The 20,078-nt window shown below is 33.4% G+C and carries 21 protein-coding genes and 1 tRNA gene; 13 read left to right on the forward strand and 9 right to left on the reverse strand.

The genetic code is table 11. The features are described from left to right. Positions 1 to 64: 64 nt before the first annotated feature. Together MG290_RS09560 and MG290_RS09565 are read left to right on the forward strand one after the other, a co-directional pair. Entirely contained in the window at positions 65 to 253 is a 189-nt protein-coding gene (locus MG290_RS09560) for a twin-arginine translocase TatA/TatE family subunit (protein WP_257500340.1), read from the forward strand. Positions 254 to 259: 6 nt separating this feature from the next. Beyond that, entirely contained in the window at positions 260 to 454 is a 195-nt protein-coding gene (locus MG290_RS09565; protein WP_264561086.1) for a twin-arginine translocase TatA/TatE family subunit, read from the forward strand. A 468-nt stretch (positions 455 to 922) separates the two neighbouring features. On the opposite strand, the gene MG290_RS09570 is transcribed toward MG290_RS09565, so the two are convergent. Then, complete coding sequence (locus MG290_RS09570) at positions 923 to 3,049, reverse strand: Tex family protein (RefSeq protein ID WP_264561087.1); 2,127 nt, start codon at positions 3,047 to 3,049, stop codon at positions 923 to 925. A 51-nt stretch (positions 3,050 to 3,100) separates the two neighbouring features. Between MG290_RS09570 and MG290_RS09575 the strand changes: the two genes are divergently transcribed. Then, a complete protein-coding gene (locus MG290_RS09575; RefSeq protein ID WP_264561088.1) occupies positions 3,101 to 3,376 on the forward strand; it encodes a DUF1294 domain-containing protein in 276 nt (91 codons plus the stop codon). A 17-nt stretch (positions 3,377 to 3,393) separates the two neighbouring features. On the opposite strand, the gene MG290_RS09580 is transcribed toward MG290_RS09575, so the two are convergent. Further along, positions 3,394 to 4,023 carry a hypothetical protein gene (locus tag MG290_RS09580; protein WP_264561089.1) on the reverse strand — a complete coding sequence of 210 codons (630 nt, stop codon included), beginning with the start codon at positions 4,021 to 4,023 and terminating at the stop codon, positions 3,394 to 3,396. After that, a complete protein-coding gene (gene rpiB, locus MG290_RS09585; protein WP_264561090.1) occupies positions 4,023 to 4,454 on the reverse strand; it encodes a ribose 5-phosphate isomerase B in 432 nt (143 codons plus the stop codon). The genes MG290_RS09580 and rpiB overlap by 1 nt, the downstream gene beginning before the upstream one ends. 178 nt (positions 4,455 to 4,632) lie before the next feature. Between rpiB and rnr the strand changes: the two genes are divergently transcribed. The 3 genes from rnr to MG290_RS09600 all read left to right on the forward strand — a co-directional run bounded on the left by rnr (position 4,633) and on the right by MG290_RS09600 (position 8,107). Continuing rightward, entirely contained in the window at positions 4,633 to 6,819 is a 2,187-nt protein-coding gene (gene rnr / locus MG290_RS09590; RefSeq protein ID WP_264561091.1) for a ribonuclease R, read from the forward strand. 159 nt (positions 6,820 to 6,978) lie between these two features. After that, positions 6,979 to 7,650, forward strand: coding sequence for a LysE family translocator (locus MG290_RS09595; RefSeq protein ID WP_264561092.1), 672 nt, complete (start codon positions 6,979 to 6,981; stop codon positions 7,648 to 7,650). 64 nt (positions 7,651 to 7,714) lie between these two features. Then, positions 7,715 to 8,107, forward strand: coding sequence for a VCBS domain-containing protein (locus tag MG290_RS09600; RefSeq protein WP_264561093.1), 393 nt, complete (start codon positions 7,715 to 7,717; stop codon positions 8,105 to 8,107). Positions 8,108 to 8,221: 114 nt separating this feature from the next. Here MG290_RS09600 and MG290_RS09605 read toward each other — a convergent pair whose 3' ends face one another. Next, positions 8,222 to 9,691, reverse strand: coding sequence for an LPXTG cell wall anchor domain-containing protein (locus MG290_RS09605; RefSeq protein ID WP_264561094.1), 1,470 nt, complete (start codon positions 9,689 to 9,691; stop codon positions 8,222 to 8,224). Between the two features lie 633 nt (positions 9,692 to 10,324). Between MG290_RS09605 and MG290_RS09610 the strand changes: the two genes are divergently transcribed. The 7 genes from MG290_RS09610 to MG290_RS09640 all read left to right on the forward strand — a co-directional run bounded on the left by MG290_RS09610 (position 10,325) and on the right by MG290_RS09640 (position 16,667). Next, on the forward strand, positions 10,325 to 10,915 hold the full coding sequence (locus MG290_RS09610; protein ID WP_264561095.1) for a hypothetical protein: 591 nt from the start codon (positions 10,325 to 10,327) through the stop codon (positions 10,913 to 10,915). Positions 10,916 to 11,361: 446 nt separating this feature from the next. Next, positions 11,362 to 12,342: an IS30 family transposase gene (locus tag MG290_RS09615; RefSeq protein ID WP_264561096.1), complete on the forward strand. Its 981-nt coding sequence runs from the start codon at positions 11,362 to 11,364 to the stop codon at positions 12,340 to 12,342. 36 nt (positions 12,343 to 12,378) lie between these two features. Next, on the forward strand, positions 12,379 to 13,047 hold the full coding sequence (locus MG290_RS09620) for a hypothetical protein (protein ID WP_264561097.1): 669 nt from the start codon (positions 12,379 to 12,381) through the stop codon (positions 13,045 to 13,047). Between the two features lie 400 nt (positions 13,048 to 13,447). Continuing rightward, positions 13,448 to 14,572, forward strand: coding sequence for a hypothetical protein (locus MG290_RS09625; protein WP_264561098.1), 1,125 nt, complete (start codon positions 13,448 to 13,450; stop codon positions 14,570 to 14,572). A 301-nt stretch (positions 14,573 to 14,873) separates the two neighbouring features. Then, complete coding sequence (locus MG290_RS09630; RefSeq protein ID WP_264561099.1) at positions 14,874 to 15,389, forward strand: hypothetical protein; 516 nt, start codon at positions 14,874 to 14,876, stop codon at positions 15,387 to 15,389. A 101-nt stretch (positions 15,390 to 15,490) separates the two neighbouring features. Beyond that, entirely contained in the window at positions 15,491 to 16,042 is a 552-nt protein-coding gene (locus MG290_RS09635) for a hypothetical protein (RefSeq protein WP_264561100.1), read from the forward strand. 106 nt (positions 16,043 to 16,148) lie between these two features. Then, positions 16,149 to 16,667 carry a hypothetical protein gene (locus MG290_RS09640; RefSeq protein ID WP_264561101.1) on the forward strand — a complete coding sequence of 173 codons (519 nt, stop codon included), beginning with the start codon at positions 16,149 to 16,151 and terminating at the stop codon, positions 16,665 to 16,667. A gap of 179 nt (positions 16,668 to 16,846) precedes the next feature. Here MG290_RS09640 and MG290_RS09645 read toward each other — a convergent pair whose 3' ends face one another. The 5 genes from MG290_RS09645 to folB form a co-directional block, all read right to left on the reverse strand. Further along, positions 16,847 to 18,319, reverse strand: a complete 1,473-nt coding sequence (locus MG290_RS09645; RefSeq protein WP_264561102.1) for an amino acid permease — start codon at positions 18,317 to 18,319, stop codon at positions 16,847 to 16,849. Between the two features lie 112 nt (positions 18,320 to 18,431). Beyond that, the gene (locus MG290_RS09650) at positions 18,432 to 18,983 is read right to left on the reverse strand and encodes a hypothetical protein (RefSeq protein ID WP_264561103.1); all 552 of its coding nucleotides are present in this window, start codon (positions 18,981 to 18,983) and stop codon (positions 18,432 to 18,434) included. A 37-nt stretch (positions 18,984 to 19,020) separates the two neighbouring features. Then, on the reverse strand, positions 19,021 to 19,404 hold the full coding sequence (locus MG290_RS09655; RefSeq protein ID WP_264561104.1) for a YbbC/YhhH family protein: 384 nt from the start codon (positions 19,402 to 19,404) through the stop codon (positions 19,021 to 19,023). Between the two features lie 89 nt (positions 19,405 to 19,493). Beyond that, positions 19,494 to 19,564, reverse strand: a tRNA-Cys gene (locus MG290_RS09660). A 62-nt stretch (positions 19,565 to 19,626) separates the two neighbouring features. After that, complete coding sequence (gene folB, locus MG290_RS09665) at positions 19,627 to 19,986, reverse strand: dihydroneopterin aldolase (protein WP_264561105.1); 360 nt, start codon at positions 19,984 to 19,986, stop codon at positions 19,627 to 19,629. Positions 19,987 to 20,078 lie beyond the last annotated feature (92 nt).

The raw sequence follows: 20,078 nt of genomic DNA on the forward strand, positions 1-20,078 counted from the left end.
ATAAAAAAATAAGTTCGGTTTAAAAAGTTATATCTTTGCTTATAATTAATTATAATTAAATATAATGAATTTTTTAGCAGTGTTTTTAGGAATGGTTAGTCCGTGGCAAATAATTTTAATTGTTGCTGTGATTTTATTAATGTTTGGTGGACGAAAAATTCCGGAATTGATGCGTGGTTTAGGTTCTGGGATTAAAGAGTTTAAAGACGCTACAAAAGATGACGAAAACAAAGATCAATCTAAAAAAGAATAGTACACAATGGGAAGATTTGGTGCAACAGAAATAATATTAATAGTAGCTGTTTTATTATTACTTTTCGGCGGAAAAAAGATTCCAGAATTGATGAAAGGATTAGGTTCGGGGATTAAAGAATTTAAAGATGCTACCAAAGACAATAGCGGAGCAACTACAAATTCGAATAAAAAGAACGATTCAGAAACAAAATCAGAATAAATGTAAAGATGCTTTTTAGCATCTTTTTTTATTTGCAAATAATTCCAAATGAACTTGAATTAACGAGTTTTTGCTTATCATTACAGTTTAGCAATTCGCACAAATTAAATACCCGCCTGAAAAGCTTCAGACGGGTATCCCTTATAAAACATAATAAAAACACTACTTTCTTTTAATTCTGCAGCCGTATAGAGCGACTGCTCTCTTTCTCATAACAATTCTTTTTTTGAACAATTTTTGTTTATAAGGTTATTTTCTTTTTCATAAAGTATATTACAAATGAAAGACCAAAACCACATTTATAATCAAAAAAAACAAATAATTAATTCAAACAACTGATATTCAACAAATTATATAAGAATAAATAAAATTATTTATTTTTCAAATATAACACAAATTTGTTACAAAACTATGTTTTTTTTTCCCGAATTGAGTAATATTTCCACTATTTTATCATTTCTATCGTTTTTAAAGAATCATGCTAAGCTGCAAACGCTTTTTCTGCTGATCTACTTCCAATACTTTTACCTGCACATGTTCGTGTAGTTTCACCACCTCGTTTACATCCGAAACAAAACCTTCTTTCAACTGTGAGATATGCACCAAACCGCTTTCTTTAATACCGATATCTACAAAACAACCAAAATTGGTGATATTGTTAATAATGCCGTTGTACACTTTGCCCACCTCAACATCGTTTATCGATTTTAAAGAAGCATCAAATTCCAAAACTTTTGCTTTTTTGCGTGGATCTAATCCCGGTTTTTCCAATTCTTTCAACAAATCGTTTATATAATGCATTCCAAATTGCTCTGAAATATAGTTTGATGGATTGATCTTTTCGATAGCTGATTTATTTCCGATTAATTCATTGGCATTAATTTTTAAATCTTTTGCCATTTTTTCAACCAAATTGTAAGCTTCCGGATGCACTGCCGAATTATCCAGCACAAAATCTCCGTTTACAATTCTAACAAAAGCTGCTGCTTGCTGATACGCTTTTTCGCCCAAACGCGGTACGTTTTTCAACTCTTTTCTATTGGTAAAAGCTCCATTTTCTGCTCGGTAGGCAACAATCTTTTCTGCCAATTTTTCACCGATACCTGAAACGTAACTCAACAGCGATTTACTTGCCGTATTTAAGTTGATTCCGATTTTATTAACGCATCGAACCACCACCTGATCCAATTCTTCTTTCAACAAAGTTTGATCCACATCGTGTTGATACTGCCCTACTCCTATTGACTTTGGATCGATTTTTACCAATTCTGCCAACGGATCTTGCAATCTGCGACCAATAGAAACAGCACCGCGAACAGTAACATCATAATTTGGAAATTCCTCACGAGCAATTTTTGATGCCGAATAAACCGATGCGCCTGCTTCACTCACCACAAAAACTTGCAAAGGCTTATCAAACGCTACTTTTTTAATAAAGAATTCTGTTTCGCGACTCGCCGTTCCGTTGCCAATGGCAATAGCATCAATTTTATACGAATTTGCCATTGAACGTACTTTTTTGGTAGCCATGGCAATATCTTTTTGTGGTGCGTGGGGAAATATGGTTTCGTTGTACAACAGATTTCCGTTTTCATCGATACACACAACTTTACAGCCGGTTTTAAATCCAGGGTCGATTCCCATGACACGTTTTTCACCTAATGGTGCCGACAATAACAACTGCGATAAATTCTCTGAAAAAACACCGATCGACTGTAAATCGGCTTTTAGCTTGTATTCCTGCAACACTTCGTTAGACAACGCCGGTTCTAACAAACGCTTGTACGAATCGGCAACTGCTTTGGAAATTTCAGCAGCTGTTTCGTGGTTTTTGTTTTTAATTACGGCATCTTCTATAAATGTAATGGCTTCGGTTTTATCAATGCTTACATCAAGCTTTACAAAACCTTCGTTATTGGCGCGCAACATTGCCAATAATCGGTGGGCGGGTGCTTTAAACAAAGGTTCGTTCCAATCAAAATACTGTTCAAATTTCTTTGCGGCATCTTCGTCTTTCTTAGTTTTCACAACTTTTGTCGAAATTTCTGCATGGCGCTGAAACTTGCGTCGAAGTGCTTTTCGAACAAAAATATTTTCGTTGATCCATTCGGCAATAATATCTCTAGCACCTTGCAAAGCATCTTCAGAAGAAAAAACTTTACTGTTTAAATATCTTTCGGCAGTGTATTCCAGATCATCTACATTTTGCGACATGATCATTTTTGCCAAGGGTTCTAATCCGGCTTCACGAGCAGTGTCGGCTTTGGTTTTCCTTTTCTTTTTAAAGGGAAGATATAAATCTTCAATTTCGACCAAATCAAAAGACTGCTGAATTTTATCTTTCAAAAAATCGGTTAACTGACCTTGTTCTTCTATCGATGCCAAAACGGCTTCTTTCCGTTTGATAATTGTTTCAAACTGATTAGAAAGTTTGGCAATTTGTTCAATTTGAACTTCATCTAAATTGCCCGTAGCATCTTTTCTATACCTTGCGATAAACGGAATGGTGCAATCTTGAGCTAATAATTCTAAGGTGTTTTGTATGGATTTATCGGAAACGGTAACTTTTTCCTTTATGTATTGAATAGTGTTCATTGCATGAATTTTGAACTGCAAAAATACTACCTTTGCACCAATTACTACCGTATGAAATTTGTATTTATATACTTAATTATTGTAAACTACATTGCCTTTAGCTTGTACCATTTAGACAAGCAGCGGGCAATTAAGGGCAAACAGCGTATTTCTGAAAAAAACCTGTTAACTATTGCTGCGTTTGGTGGAACTTTGGGTGCTTATATTGGCATGCAGAAATACCGACACAAAACCAAAAAACTGAGTTTTCAATTGTGGTTTTACGGTATTTTAATTTTACAGATTATCTTCTTTTTTGCTATTTATAAGAAAAGGTTTTTTATTTGATTTAAGACTGATGTTCTTTAATCTTTAAAAATATTGAAGTCTTTCTTTATAATATCTAAAAATTCATTAACCGAAATCAATTCATCAACTGTAGGATATTTACTTAAGCAGGTTTCTGGATTATTGTAACTTATTTCATTAAAGATTTTTCCTTCACTAACTTGAATGTAATAACTTACACCATCAATTGTAGTACTTGATGTCTGGGAATTATAAAATTCACCCTTTTCTAAAAATATTTCAGATTTAGACTTCATCTTATAACTAATAGCGGAAGATGTTGGTATATGTTGAATATATGTATTCAAAAGCTTTAGAACAACATACTCCAAATTGTAAAATGATTTTAATTCAAAATGTTTGATTATAATTTCAGGTGAATCATTCAAAGTTTTTCTAGCAAACGTATAATAAAAATCAGCTTTATATTCTTTCTTCTGTTCATCATAATAAATTCTGAACAATTCTAAACCTGTTGAAATCTCATGTTTCTTATAAACACGAATTTCATTTTTAAAAAATGGTATTGTATCAACCTTTAGTATTTTTTCTAATGTAGAAAGATATGATCTTTCACTTTCAGAAAATTTCTGACAGAAACCTGAAAAAGAACAAAACAAGAAGATTAATACAATACAATTTTTCATTAACTACAAGCAATTTTATTTACACGGGTTTCGTGGCGTCCGCCTTCAAATTCAGTGGTTAAAAAAGCATCAACCATTTCTAAAACTTGCGGAATAGCTGTAAAGCGAGCCGGAATAGAAATAACGTTTGCGTTGTTATGCTGGCGAGCCAAAACGGCAATTTCTTTTGTCCAACACAAGGCACAACGAACACCCTGATGTTTGTTTGCACTCATGGCAATTCCGTTACCCGAACCACAGATTACAATTCCATAATCTACCTTGTTGTCTTCAACATCTTGGGCTACTTTATGTCCAAAATCCGGATAATCAACAGAATCAAACGTGTCGGTTCCGTAATTTACCACTTCAATTCCTTTGTCCTGAAGCATTTGCACCAACGCTTTTTTATATTCCGGACCTGCGTGATCGTTTCCTATTGCAATTTTCATATCGTTTAGTTGTATTGTTTGTGCAAAGATACTTATTTTGAATGATTGGAAGAACATCTTTATAAGATAGATCCAGAAACGAAAATCATCATTTAATACAAATTTCACACTTCATCACCAATATTTTTTATATCTTTAATAAGTATTTTAAGCCCATTGTGCTTAATAAAAATAATATATGACAAAGAAAATTAAAAAATTCCATAAAAAACCAGGCAAAGACTTCTCTGGAAAAATTTTAAAATTATTGGCTCAAAACAGTTCTAAAATATTCAACTATAAACAAATAGCTGCTGTTTTTGAAGTTACCGATACCAAAGGACGAAACGAAATTATTAAAGAATTAAAATATCTAGTTTCTAAACAAAAAATCGAGGAAGTGGATCGGGGCAAATACCGCATTGTGGAACAATCGAGCTATTTTGAAGGAACCATTGATATGACGGCTCGAAAAGCGGCTTATTTTGTTTGTGACGAATTCGATGAAGATCCATTTATTCCTACAAACAACCTCAACAAAGCGCTTCATGGCGATAAGGTAAAAGCTTATGTTTACAACAAGCGTAAAGGCAAAAAACCCGAAGCCGAAGTTATTGAGATTTTAGAGCGTAAAAAAGATGAATTTGTTGGTGTAATTCAGATAAACGGCACATTTGCTTTCGTTGTAACGGCAAACCCAAAAATGTATGTGGATTTGTTTATTCCGAAAGAAAAATTTGGAGGTGCCGAAAACGGCGATGTGGTTTTGGTTAAAATGAACGATTGGCCCGAGAAAGCAAACAATCCGTACGGTGAAGTGGTTAAAGTTTTAGGAAAACCGGGCGAACACAATACCGAAATGCACGCTATTTTGGCTGAATACGGTTTACCGACCGATTTCCCTGTAGAAGTTGAAGCTTTTGCGCAAAAATTAGATACTTCGATTACCGAAGAAGAAATTGCCAAACGCCGCGATATGCGTGATGTGTTAACATTTACGATTGATCCGCGCGATGCAAAAGATTTTGATGACGCCTTATCTTATCAGGTTTTAGAAAATGGAAATTACGAAATTGGCGTTCATATTGCCGATGTTTCGCATTATGTGCAAGAAGGAACCATTCTAGATGAAGAAGCTTATAACCGTGCCACATCAATTTATTTGGTGGATCGTGTGGTGCCGATGCTTCCCGAAGTATTATCAAACTTTGCGTGTTCGTTACGACCAAATGAAGAAAAATACACCTTTTCAGCCGTTTTTGAATTAAACAAAAAAGCCGAAATTGTAAATTCGTGGTTTGGCAGAACCGTAATTTATTCAGATAAACGTTTTGCTTACGAAGAAGCGCAGGTTATTATTGAAACCAAAGCGAATACAATTCCTGCCGAAATATCGTTGACCAACCAAGATCAAACCATAGAAAAACCAATTGTCGATGCAATTTTAACAATGGACGATCTGGCTAAAAAAATGCGTGCTAAACGCATGGCTGCAGGTGCTATTTCGTTTGATAAGGTTGAAGTAAAATTTCATTTAGATGAAAACGATGAACCAACAGGCGTTTATTTCAAGGTTTCAAAAGATGCCAATCATTTAATTGAAGAATTCATGTTGTTGGCAAACCGCAAAGTATCCGAATTTGTGGGCAAACAGAAAAAAACCTTTATTTACCGTGTACACGATGAACCCGATCAGGATAAATTGTTCAATTTGCAATCGGTTATTTCAAAATTCGGTTACGGCATCAATTTTAAATCGAAAAAAGATATTTCGCAATCGCTAAATAAACTGTTAAGCGATGTGCAAGGAAAAAAAGAACAAAATTTGGTAGATACACTGGCAATTCGCAGTATGAGCAAAGCCGCGTATTCTACTGAAAACATTGGTCATTACGGTTTGGCGTTCGATTATTATTCGCACTTTACATCGCCTATTCGTCGTTATCCAGACGTTATGGTGCACCGATTGTTGCAAAGTTATTTAGACGGAGCAAAATCGGCAGACGAAGAAGTGTATGAAGAAAAATCGGTACATTGCTCGCAAATGGAAAATTTGGCTGCAAATGCCGAACGCGACAGCATTAAATACATGCAGGTAAAATACATGCAAGACCATAAAGACCAAGAGTTTTTGGGTGTGATTTCGGGCGTTACCGAATGGGGAATTTATGTGGAAATCGTAGAGAACAAATGCGAAGGAATGGTGCGTATTCGAGAAATTAAAGACGATTATTATACATTTGATGAACAGCAATATGCTTTGGTGGGCGAAGTGACCAAGAACCTATTGCAATTGGGCGACGAAGTGATTGTGAAAGTAAAAAATGCCGATTTGGTTAAAAAACAATTAGATTTTACGTTTATTAAAAAGGTACATGCAGAATAAGTTTCAAACCAGCATTATTGCTTGTAAGTTTCATTTGCGGTACAGCCAAAATCATAACCTTTACAGCCAATTCGCATCTTATTAAATAATTTTATTGTAAATTTGCCTTAACAGCTACTTAAAATGCCAATACCTTAATTGGCATTTTTTTTTAACTAAATGGACAATTTTTTAACAGGAATATCGCTTGGTTTTTTTCTCAGTTTCATGATTGGGCCTGTTTTTTTTATTTTGATTGAAACCAGCATCACCAAAGGATTTAAAGCGGCGTTAACGTTTGATGCCGGCGTGATTATTGCCGATATTTGTTTTATTTTAATCGCCTATTTCAGTAGTTTTCAATTAATTAACCGAATAAAAGACGATCCGGCACTTTTTCTTTTTGGAGGAATGATTATGATTACCTATGGAATAATCTCTTTTGTTCGATTGCAAAAATTAAAAAAAGCCGAAATTCATATTGAAGCTACTAACTACAAAAACAATTACTTTTCGTTGTTTGCCAAAGGATTTTTATTGAATTTCATAAACGTTGGTGTGTTGGGCTTTTGGTTGGCAATTATTATCACCATTGGACCACAATTGGAAATGAACCATGGAAAAATGATTAATTTCTTTGCTTTTGTAATTGGTGCATATTTACTTACAGACATCTTTAAAATGCTTTTAGCCAAACAGTTAAAAAACAAACTAACGCCAAAAAACATTTTAAAAGTTAAAAAAATCAGTTGTATTATTTTAATTATTTTCGGAACAGTCATCATGTCTAAATCGTTCATAAAAAACGAACCCGATTTTATTAAAAACAACATTCCTATCGCTACTCCTTAATTTTTTCCTTATTATTCCAACCTTTTCTCCTAAAATTACGTCTTACTTATAAAACAGATTTTCAATGAAAAAAAGTGTAACAAAGTTATGCCTTGCAGGTATTTTATTTTTTGGAGTCATTTCGTGCAGCTCAAATGACGACAATCATGTGCATCAGGAAAGCCAATTAGAAAAATTTAAAGGAACATGGACCGGAACATTCACGGGGGAAGACGAAGGTACTTGGAATGCAACTATCGACGAAACCGGAAAAGCAACCGGAAAGTTATTTTCAGGCAATCTTACTTTTGATTTAATCGGGCAGGTGGATAAAGAAGGAGAAATAAACGCAACATATACCAGCGGAAGCACCCAAGTGGGAACTATGGAAGGCATGATGAATGAATCAACTGCAGCGGGTACATGGGAAAGTCAATTAGATGATATAGAAGGCACCTGGACAGGTACTAAAAACTAAAAAGTCAGCTTTTAAGCTGATTTTTTTGCTCTTTCAGCTAAGTTTCGTTATATCTTTTCGATAACCTTAAACTGACGAGCTTTTCACTTTTTACTTTTTACATAACAAACACACCTATTCCTCTTCTTTGTCCAAGTTTTCAATAAACAAAGCAGGCGTTTTACCTGAAATTACCTTAAACAAACTGGCAAATGTTTTGGGGTGCAAATTACCATAGATAACCGACAGTTCTTTGACCGTTTTTTTTCGTAGTTCTTTATCTACTTTTAAATCGGTAATTGCTTGTTCTATGCGCAAGCTGTTTATATAAGCATTATAACCCTTTTTATGCTCATTCAAAAGAGGCGAAAGGGTGCTGCGGGTGGTTTTCAGTTCTTTCGCCAAGCCGTCTAAATTTATTACTTTTAAAAAACCTTTTTCCTTTTCAAAACGCTCTAAGCCTTCTAGCAATCGCTGTTCGGTTGGCGATAAAACAATAGGTGTTTTCGCTATTGGTGCTGCTTCGGTTATTTCTGGTGTAGCTTCATCGAAAGCCGGTATTTCTTCTATTGGATGTGTGGTTTCGTTATCGGTAGCAGCTGCTTCTTTTTCTATTTCTATTTCTTCAACAACTTGTTGCTCTGGCAGTGCCTTGTCATCAACTTCCACAATATCTTCAGCAGTAATTGCTTCATGCTCTTTTGCATGCATTGGGCTTTCATTTGGTTGCTGTTCTTTTCTATTTTTTCTTTTCCAAAACAAATAACCAGCGATTAGTATTAAAACACCTCCTAAAACACTGATCCATAAATTGTATTTATTTACAAGCTTTTGCCATTGCGAGCTTATTTTTTTTTCTTCTAAATCTTGGTGTAAAACACTTGTAATGCTTTGCTGTTCCTTTTCAAATTGTTGGTTTAATGCCGTAAGGCTATTTGTAGCATTTAATTGCAGCTGCGGTTGATTGGTTTCATTGTAATAGGCTATTAAATAATCATAGGCTTCACGCAACTCATAGTTTAAGAAGTTTTTCTCCTGAAAAAGGGTGTCTATTTTTGTGAAATATGCCATAGCTTCGGCTTTCTGGTTTTGTTCCCACAACATTTTTCCCAAATACAAATATATAACGTGTTCGTTGGTAAAATCGCCGTTTTGTTTAATAACGGTTAGTGCATTTGTAAAATGCTCATTGGCAGCCACATTATTTTTCTGCAAAAAAGCTGAACCTCCTTTTATATATTCTAAATAAGCGTTTTCTAATTTTTGGTGTTTCGATTTTAAAAGTGGAATAGCCTGTTCACTTTCTTGTATTGTAGCGCTTAGTTTGTTTATATCTTTTAATTGCCAATAGGTTTTACCTAAACAATATAAGGTAACAACGTAACTTCTTTGGTGGTTGTACTCTTTTTTAGATTGGTAATAGTCTTTTGCTTGGGTAAAATAAGTAACCGCTTTGCCGTAATACCGTGTATGACTATAAATATTACCTATTGTAATAATGACCGCATTCAAATTATACAAATTATTTATTTCCTCGTTAAAAGCTTCCGACTCTATGGCATAGTACAACGCATTTTTAAAATCGCGTTGCTTATAGTAAAACACAGTACTCCGTTTAGAAAATCTCCTTTTATACTGTCGTTGTTTATTTTTTGCACCAAAGGGTGCATTTGGTGCAGCAGTATAGTAGCTTCGGCAAACGAAACCAAATACGTTTTTTTATCTAAGGCACGGTATTGTTCTAAACGGTTGTTTTCATTTCGGGCTTTTTGATAATATACTTCTAAATAATCTACTTTTTTTTCGTTGGAAGTGCTATCATTTTCAATTACTTCCCAAAGAGTTTTTATAGGAATCGGCGGTTGTTTGCCCCAATGAGCAAAACGGCAACAGAAAAATAATCCAGAAAGGGAATAAATTATCCAATTGAGGGAATAAATTGTCCAACTTTTTTAAAAACATGTGTGCTTTTTTTCTAACCAAACAAAAATACAAAAAAATACAGCTATTATCCAAAAACCAAATAAAATATTGATTATCAAATATATAAAACAACAAAACAATCTTTTTAGAGATGGAAAAATTATCCAACGAGGGAATAAATCGTCCAAAAGAGGGAATAAATTATCCAATTGGGCAAATCTGGACTATTTACTCCCTTGTTGTTTGAAAATCGTTTCATATTTGTAAACGAAACAAAAGCTACCCGGGCAGCGTTATTAAAAAACTCCGAAAACAATGAAACGATTTTTTTTATATGCTGTAGCAATTACTGCTTTATGCAGCTCGTGCGAAACAGAAGACGAAACATTCGCAACAGAAACAAACAACCAACCGAATGCCATGCATCACGCAAAAGGTGTTGAGGCAAACGATTACCAAATCTATCAAAGCATTTTAAACAGCTTTGTATATAACAATGAACAAACCTATCAGGACAATGTGTTGCTGTTTGAAGCGCACGTAAACCAGCAAATGCTTAATTACGTAACACAAGAAACAGATGGGTATGAAAAAATAAACACCGAACAATTGTTGGTATTAGAACAAGCCGATGCCTATTTTATAGAACAACTGGCTTATACCAAAGCAACCAAGCAGGCAATTCACGACATAGTGGGTAACAATTTTAACAGCGAAACCTTACGGTTAATAACCAACCAAAAAGAACGCCGCTTAGTAGAAACTTTAGCTGCATTGCACAGCAACGGCAATGGTGATGATGATAAATTAAATGATAACCGTAGTATTGCTTTTGCCTATGGCGCACAATACAGTTTTACCCAAGCGGTGCTGTATGCAGGGGCAATAGAGCTTATAAAAAGATAATGACAAACTCAGCGTTTAAAACGCTGACAGAGTTAAAAAATAACCAAACCGTTATAAAAGTTTGTTTCGGAGAGCCGGTAGTCGCGAATACCGGTTTTACGAAAACAAATGATAAGATGTCGAAATTTTGTTCGTTCGATCTTATTGAGAACCAAATAAATTTTTAAACCTTAAAAACAAAAAACAGCAAAAAAAGGCAAATAAAAACACCAGTAAACGTAGCGACAGTGACATAAACCGTTTGCACCGAAACAAAAACAAATGGCATTTGCCAAAAAATTAAACAAATTAATCCGCAGTTTATAAAACAATAAAACTTAGATTCAACTAATAAATGCAACCGCATAAAAAAAACAGGGGGAACATTTTAGCCCCGCGGGGCTAAAATGTTCCCCCTGTTGGCGAAAAAACACCTTACTTTGTGGTTCCGACACTACAAAATAAAGATGGGACATTTAACGCTTGAACAAAGATACAAAATTGAAACTTACCACAGCTTAGGTAAACGAATTATTGAAATTGCCGACTATATCGGGAGAGACAAATCGGTTGTTTCTAGAGAAATCAAGAGAAATTCTGATGGCAGAAACGGAATTTATAAAGCCAGTTTAGCACATCGAAAAGCCCAAAAAAGGCATCAAATCAAGCCTAAAAAACTTACATTCACTCCAGAGGTTATAAGCAATGTAAAACAGTATTTAGAGCAAGATTTCAGTCCGGAGCAAATGGTAGGAAGAGCCGTTTTAGAAGGAAAAAAAATGGTTTCTCACGAACGTATTTATCAGTATATCTGGAAAGATAAGCGAGCCGGTGGCAACCTATACAAACATTTGAGAACCAAAGGTAAAAAATACCGCAAAAGAGCTAGTTCAAAAGACAATAGAGGATTGATAGCCAATAGGGTAGATATCAGCAAACGACCGCAAATTGTGGAGAAAAAAGAACGATTTGGAGATCTAGAAATAGATTTAGTTATTGGTAAAGATCATAAAGGTGCACTATTAACTATTAACGACCGTGCCACAGGATTACTTTTTATGGGAAAAATTGACAGCAAAGAAGCAAAAGCCGTAGAAACCAAAACAATAGAACTTTTAAAAGACTGGAAACCTTTATTATACACCATTACATCAGACAATGGAAAGGAATTTGCCAACCACGAGCAACTCTCAGAAAAGCTCGCTATTGATTACTTTTTTGCAAAGCCATATCATAGTTGGGAAAGAGGTGCTAATGAAAATTTAAATGGTTTAGTAAGACAATATTTTCCCAAAAGTTCTAACTTTGAATCGATAACCCAAGATCAAATTAATAGAGTTATTAATATTTTAAACAACAGACCACGAAAAAGATTTGGTTTCAAAACGCCTAACGAAGTTTTTGCTCTAAAAATGAACGAAAATAGACGAGTTGCATTTAAAACTTGAATCCACGAAAACAAAACTGCTTAAATTTTATTTAACATGAAAAAAATTAAAAATTTTACATTAGGGCTTTTAGGAGCAACAATTTTATCATTAGGTTTATATGCTTGTAGTAATGATAATGAAACGACGACAAACTCTTCTACAGAGCAGAAAGGAATGGCTGCTAAAGATGGCTATAACTCAGCTATCATAAACGATCTTGATTTTAAAAATTTTCTTTTCGAAGGATTTTCTGCTATGGAAAGGTTAGACAATGAGAAAATAGTACTTTTCAAGGGTGTAGAAATAAACGAATCTAATACTAATATTGTGATTGAAGCATTTGGCTATTCAGATAAAGAAGAATTTTTTGATTATCGCAAAAAACAAAATCTTCGATTGAAAAGATTAGATGAAAAATATGGATTTTTCAAACTAGCAGACAGTATAAAGTTAGAAGTTATTAACAATGGTTTGATTAAATATCAAATTCCTTCGGAACATCCTGAAAACACAACTTTTATGACTTGTAAAGCTAAAAAAAATTGGTGTGATGTAGGGGTTGTAGGCGCTGCTTTAATGGCGCAAACTGCATGTTTAGCATTAGATGTTGAAACTTTAGGAGCTAGTGCTTTATTAGGTTGTCACACTGGGGCATATTTAGCGCAAGCAGCAGGTCATGCAATGTGTATAGCAAATTATGAAGATTGTTTAGATGGAAAATAAAAAAAACATTTTACCAATATTTTTATTGTTAATTTCCATTTTTTTAACTGTCTTTATATCTGTTTATAATCTATCAAATCCTTTCGTGAGTACTATTTTACTAATTTTAGGTATATTTTTATTTTTTATATCTTATGAGAAGAAGAATAAAAGAAATTATCTCGCACTTTTAATAATAGTATCTGTTTATCTCATAGTCAATTTATGGATTAATAACTAAAATAACAAAAGAAGAATTTGCAAACACACTTTTATTAATAGGTGTTCTTATTGAAATTGTAGGTATTTATTATGCCATAAATTATAATAAGATTACAAAAAGTTAAATTCTTATTTTTAATAAAACGCTATCAAATAAATGGTAGCGTTTTTATTAACTATTTTTACATAAATTATAATAATGAAAAATTATATCCTTTTACTATTAGCTTTTTTTTGCCAATTATATTCTTTTGCCCAAACCTTCAAAGTAGTTATAAAAAATAGTGAAACCAACGAGCCAATCAGTCAAATTACTATTGTTAATGCTGATCAAACTTTTTTTGTAACGAGTAATGAAAAAGGAGAGGTGGTTTTACCAGAAAAAATACTGAACCAAAAATTGTTTGTAGATGATTATCAATACACTTTTAGTGAAAACAAATTCACAAAGATGCAAGATTTTGTTTGGGAGCTTACACCAAATTCTGAAACATTGGAAGAAATTATTATTTTCAGTGATGTAAGAGGTTATTTAGAAGAGATTATAAATAATTCTATCAAATCATTTAGTACCGACGCTTCGTTAGAGTCATATTACCGAGAAAACTATTATGAAAATAATGAAATAGCTAGTTTTTCTGAAGGAATGGTTGATTTTTTTATTGATAAAGAAACAAAAAATGTTTTACAAATAGCCAAACAAACTAGATCTGAAAATTTCGTAGAGGTTAATGATTTTAATAGAGATATTATATCAAGCCCAAAAGAAGTTGTTGAAGGATCAATGCGTTTTAAAAGAATTCTTGGTTTAATTAAAGATAAAAAAAATTACGACATTAGTGTTACAGCTAAACAAGTTGGTGATAAAACCATACATACTTGTTATATTAGCCCAAAAGAGAAAAGTAAAAAAAGACATTTAAAAAAAGCTTATTTTTCATTTGATGCAGAAAAGAAATTAATTTACGAAACCAATTACGCTTTTGACCCCGAAAAGAAAAAACACAACACCACAATGAATCTTATTATTGGAAAGATAAAAATTGACGAACAACAATTTCAATCAAAATATATTATTGGCGATAATTTCTATTATCCAAGCTATACTACACGTACAATTGAAATGGTTACTAGTTCAAAATTAGCAAAAATGAAAGACGTAAAAGTACATAATCAGGTATATTTTTATGTTTTAAATGCTGAAACTAATTCTTCAAAACCAAATATAACTAAAACACTTAATAATGAAACTTTGTATAGTAAAGGCAGTATTTACAAAGATGAATTCTGGAAACTTCCTGAGATTATTAATTTACAAGAATAATAAAAATGAAAAAAAATCCTACCCTATGTATAAGCCATTTTAGGCATCTTTTTAATTGTAACACCGATCGCGCGGATTTGCAATCCGTGCGCTAAAAAAAATATAAAGCAACCGATAGTAGCAGTGCATATTTTATAACCTTAAAAACAGTAAAATTGTATAGATAAAGTCACGGATTGCAAATCCGCGACATCGGGGACCATTGACTTTAGTTTAGCACCGAAACGTGTACAAAATTAATTATTCAGAAATAAAACATTCTGCATTACATTTGCAGAATGTTTCTTTAAATTTATAAAATATGAAAAAGATATTTATCCTTTTAATGAGTAGCCTTGTGCTAATTAGCTGTACCTCTGACGATTTTGAGCCTAAAGAAGAAGTAAACCGTGGTACTATTGAAGTTGATTTTAAAGGCGAAAAATTAAATTTTGGCTATAAGTCATACAATGGTATCGTTACAAACCAAACAAACGATACAGTTGCATACACCTATTTTGCTAGATTAGACAAAGACGATAAGAATTATTATGATATTAAAGTATATGCGTTTTTGACTAAAGATAAAGAATTAGACCATTTAGAAATGAAATTTATTCCTGTTGAAAACGGTTCAGGTTGGCATTATTCCTATACATACGATGAAAACCCAATGGTTTATAGTAATGTAACTTATAATCCGGAAACCAATTGGTTAACTGCCAATTTTGAAGGGTATTTATATTATGGATGGGAAGAAACCGAACCTGTACATTTAACCAATGGTAAAATAAATGTACCTGTTAAGGGCTTAGGCATAGAATATGATAAATGGTAAGTAATACAAGAAGCGTTTTTATAAATTAGAAAATAATAATAAAGCTCCCTTGATAACTATGGTTTTTCAAAATTAAAAAATTAAAAAATATGTATAGATTATTGCTTATACTAGTTAGTATAGTATTCGTTAGCTGCGAGAAAGATGATTTAGTGGAAGAAGTAAACCGTGGTACTATTGAAGTAGAAATCGAAGGTGAAAAGTTTAAATTTGGCGAAAAATCGTATGCAGATGCAATACTAAGAATAACAAGTTCAACTCCTGATACTATTGGTTACTTCTATGAAACACGAATTTCTAAGGATTATCAGAATTATGATCAACTTGAAGTATATGGCTATTTAAGAGAAAACGGTGCTATTGATAGTTTAAGGATTATTTATACGGCGTTACGCAATGGTATAGGAACAACTTATAACTACAATTATCCAGGAAATCCATTAGTGATTAGTAATGTTAACTATAATCAACAAACAGGATGGTTAACAGCCAATTTTGAAGGATATTTATACCGTGCCAACACTTTAGACGATATTAAGGTTTTTTTAAAAGACGGTAAAATAAGTGTGCCTTTAAAAGGATTGGATATACCGCAAAACTATACACACGCTCGCGCTTCACAGCCTACAATTTCAGAATTGAAAAGAGAATGATATACTCATTTTGCTCAAAGTAGGAAGATAGTAAGAAACAAAAAAATAGTTACAAATTAAACATTCTGCATTACATTTGCAGAATGTTTCTTTAAATTTATAAAATATGAAAAAGATATTTATCCTTTTAATGAGTAGCCTTGTGCTAATTAGCTGTACCTCTGACGATTTTGAGCCTAAAGAAGAAGTAAACCGTGGTACTATTGAAGTTGATTTTAAAGGCGAAAAATTAAATTTTGGTTATAAGTCATACAATGGTATCGTTACAAACCAAACAAACGATACAGTTGCATATACTTATGTAGCTCGTATGAATAAAGATGATATGAATTTTTATCATATTAAAGTATATGCGTTTTTGACTAAAGATAAAGAATTAGACCATTTAGAAATGATATTTTACCCTGTTGAAAACGGATCGGGATCGGGATATCACTATTCGTACGAGGAAAACCCAATGGTTTATAGTAATGTAACTTATAATCCGGAAACCAATTGGTTAACTGCCAATTTTGAAGGGTATTTATATTATGGTAGAATGGATGATTCTACTCCCATACATTTAACCAATGGTAAAATAAATGTACCTGTTAAAGGCTTAGGTATAGAATATGATAAATGGTAAATAATATAAGAAGCTTTCAATAACAATAAACTTTTCACAACATCAAAATGAAAAAAATCCTACCTTACGTATTAGCCATTTTAGGCATCTTTTTAATTGTAATTAGCATTATTTACAGTTAATTAAAATGCCTGTTTTCAAAAAAGAAAACAGGCATTTTTAAATTATTAAACATATTGTTAGGTGTTACTGCTATTCAGTTTACTGTGTTTTTTGCTGTATGCAAAATAGATGATTAGCCCTAAGCCTAACCAAATGGCTAAACGTTCCCAGCTTTCTATAGGCAACGATGCCATCATTACCAAACACACAATAATTCCTAAAATAGGCACTACGGGCACAAACGGTGTTTTGAAAGGGCGTTCAATATTGGGTTGAGTTTTGCGCAGAACCAAAATTCCAATACAAACCAAAGTAAATGCAAACAAGGTTCCGATACTTACCATGTGTCCTAAATCGGAAACGGGTACAAAACCTGCAAAAATGCTTACAAATACCATAAAAATTAAATTGGTTTTCCAAGGAGTTTGCCTTTTTGATAATTCTGAAAACATTTTTGGCAATAAACCGTCTTTACTCATTGAATAAAACACGCGGCTTTGTCCTAATAACATTACTAAAATCACCGATGTGTATCCGGCAATAATGGTTACAATTAATGCAGTGTTTAAAAAGTGATACCCCGTTTTTGCAAAAGCTGTTGCTACGGGTTTTGCATCGTTTTTAAATAGTAAATAGTTCTCTAAACCTGTTAAAACATACGCAAACAAAACGTATAACAACGTACAAATCACCAAAGAACCTATGATTCCAAATGGCATTCCTTTTTTAGGATTTTTAGCTTCTTGCGCCGCAGTACTTACGGCATCAAATCCAATAAAAGCAAAAAACACTACACCTGCTGCACGCATGATGCCACTCCAGCCGTATTGCCCAAAATATTCGCTCGACAAAAACTCCGAAAACGAAAGTTGCCCGCTTTTAACCATTTCTTCACCCACATTTGTAGGAATGAAAGGTTGATGATTGGCTGGATCTATAAATTGCCAACCCAATGCGATAAAAATAATAACTACAGATACTTTTAAGATAACTAAAATATTGTTTACCCTTGCCGATTCTTGCGTTCCGCGCATAAGCAAAAGCGATAGCAAACACACAATTACTATGGCAGGTACATTGATCATTCCGCCTTCAAAAGGTCCCTTGAGAAACTGCATAGGCAATTCTAAATGAAATATTTTGAGCAATTCATTAAAATATTGCGACCAACTAACCGCAACGGTGGCACTTGCCAAGGCATATTCCAACACTAAATCCCAACCAATAATCCAAGCAATGAATTCGCCCATGGTAGCATACGAATACGTGTATGCACTACCCGCCACTGGCAACATCGATGCAAACTCGGCATAACACAAGCCTGCAAATGCGCAACCTAAAGCGGCAATTACAAACGAAATAGCAACGGCAGGACCGGCATTATCGGCAGCAGCAATCCCCGTTAAAGAAAACAAACCAGCACCAATAATGGCACCCACGCCCAATGCCACCAACCCCCAAGAACCTAATGTTTTTTTCAGCGTTCCTTCGCCTTGTTCGTTGGCTTCTGCGGTTAATAATGCTATTGATTTTTTTGAAAACACTCCCATATATCGGTATTTTTTTTATTTGTTAAAATTTACTTAAAACCAAATATAAATATTTTTTGTGGAATTGTAGAATGGCTCAACTGTTTAATTAAGTTTACCAGCCGTTTTTGAATTACTTTACCACATACCAACCGGTATCTTTTGCATATTTTAAAGTGAATTTTTTGGTAATAAATACAGCATTCGGGTTGCTGTCTGCTTGAGCTGTGGCAAATGGCGTCGCAGTTTTTATAAGCTTTGCTGTGGCAGTTGCTTTTGTTTTGTTGTTCAATTTCAGTTGCACATCCGAATCATCTTGAATGGTAAAAAGATAGCTTTTCACCTCTGCCCTATTCTTTTTTTGCTCCACTACATATGGCGATGCCTCTGCGGTTAATGCAATATTTACAACCGAAACCGAGTCTTTAGAAAGCCATTTTTTAGTGGTTTTCACGGTGTTCAATGTAATTAAATTTTGGGCGGCTAGGCTTTTTAGTTGCGATAGTTCGGCAGCATCTTTCCGAATATTGAATGTATGTTCACCAAGCTGAAAGTTTGTTGTTTCAAAATAGGGATATTTTTCGGTATGACTTTCTATTAAGTTGGTAGCTTTTTTCACCGATAACGATTCTGAAGAACAAGCAACAATAGCTATCAGTAAAAAGAATAGTGCAATTTTTTTCATGGTATGATTTTTAAAGATAAATACAGCAATTTGAAACTTATTTGTAATGAGTTAAATGCAATACTCTTGCATTTGTTTCGTCAATAATAATTACAAATGTTCCTCCAATAGATCCAAATGGCAAAGTTCCTGATATTATATAATATTGTTCTATTTTATGAACTTCATAAGGTTTTTGCAATTCAATTCTCTCTTTACCATATTTTCCAACTACTATTGGCTCTATTACTTGAATTGCCATCTCTTCATTCTTAATTAAAGGTTTCACACCAACGTAATTAGGATTCTCTTTTTCGATAGCCAATGCTAAATCAAGCTCTTTTTGTGCAAACTTTTTCCCTGTATACACACGATTTTCTTGTGCTTTAACTATGCAGTTGTTCAATAGGACGAAAGAAAATATAATAACTAACTTTCTCATGGGATAAATTTTAAGGATAAATATAGCAATTTGAAAAACACAAAATATACTAAAACAAAAAAACCTTCAAAATTGAAGGTTTTTTAAAGAGGCATCTAGCGGATTCGAACCGCTGTACACGGTTTTGCAGACCGTTGCCTAGCCACTCGGCCAAGATGCCATTGTGTAATGTGTTTGCAAATCTACTACAAAAAATTAAATATCAAAACCTAAAGCACAAAATTATGCCCGGTATTCTTCCATAACGATAGTAACTTGCTGTACATCACCACCAATAGGCGGATTTATTTTTGAAACTTCTAGCAAAATTCGCGAAACCATGGGCAATTCGTCAAAAATACGCACAATGATACGTTTGGCAACATGTTCTAACAATTTAGAGCGTATGGCCATTTCTTCCTTTACAATTTGGTTTAAATGCACATAATCTACCGTATCGGCCAATTCATCTGTTTCGGCAGATTTTCGCAAATCGGCTTTAATTTCTAAATCTACTCGGTAATCCGAACCTATTTTAGCTTCTTCAACCAAACAGCCATGGTTGGTGAAAACACGTATGTTTGTTAAGCGAATAATTCCCATATCATTTGTTTAAGGTTCAAAGTTACTAACTTTTCATCTGTTTTTTTATGAACTTTAAACTTAAAACTTTAAACATTTTCTATCTTTGCATA

It is taken from the genome of Flavobacterium sp. CBA20B-1 (assembly GCF_028473145.1).
Lineage (GTDB): Bacteria > Bacteroidota > Bacteroidia > Flavobacteriales > Flavobacteriaceae > Flavobacterium.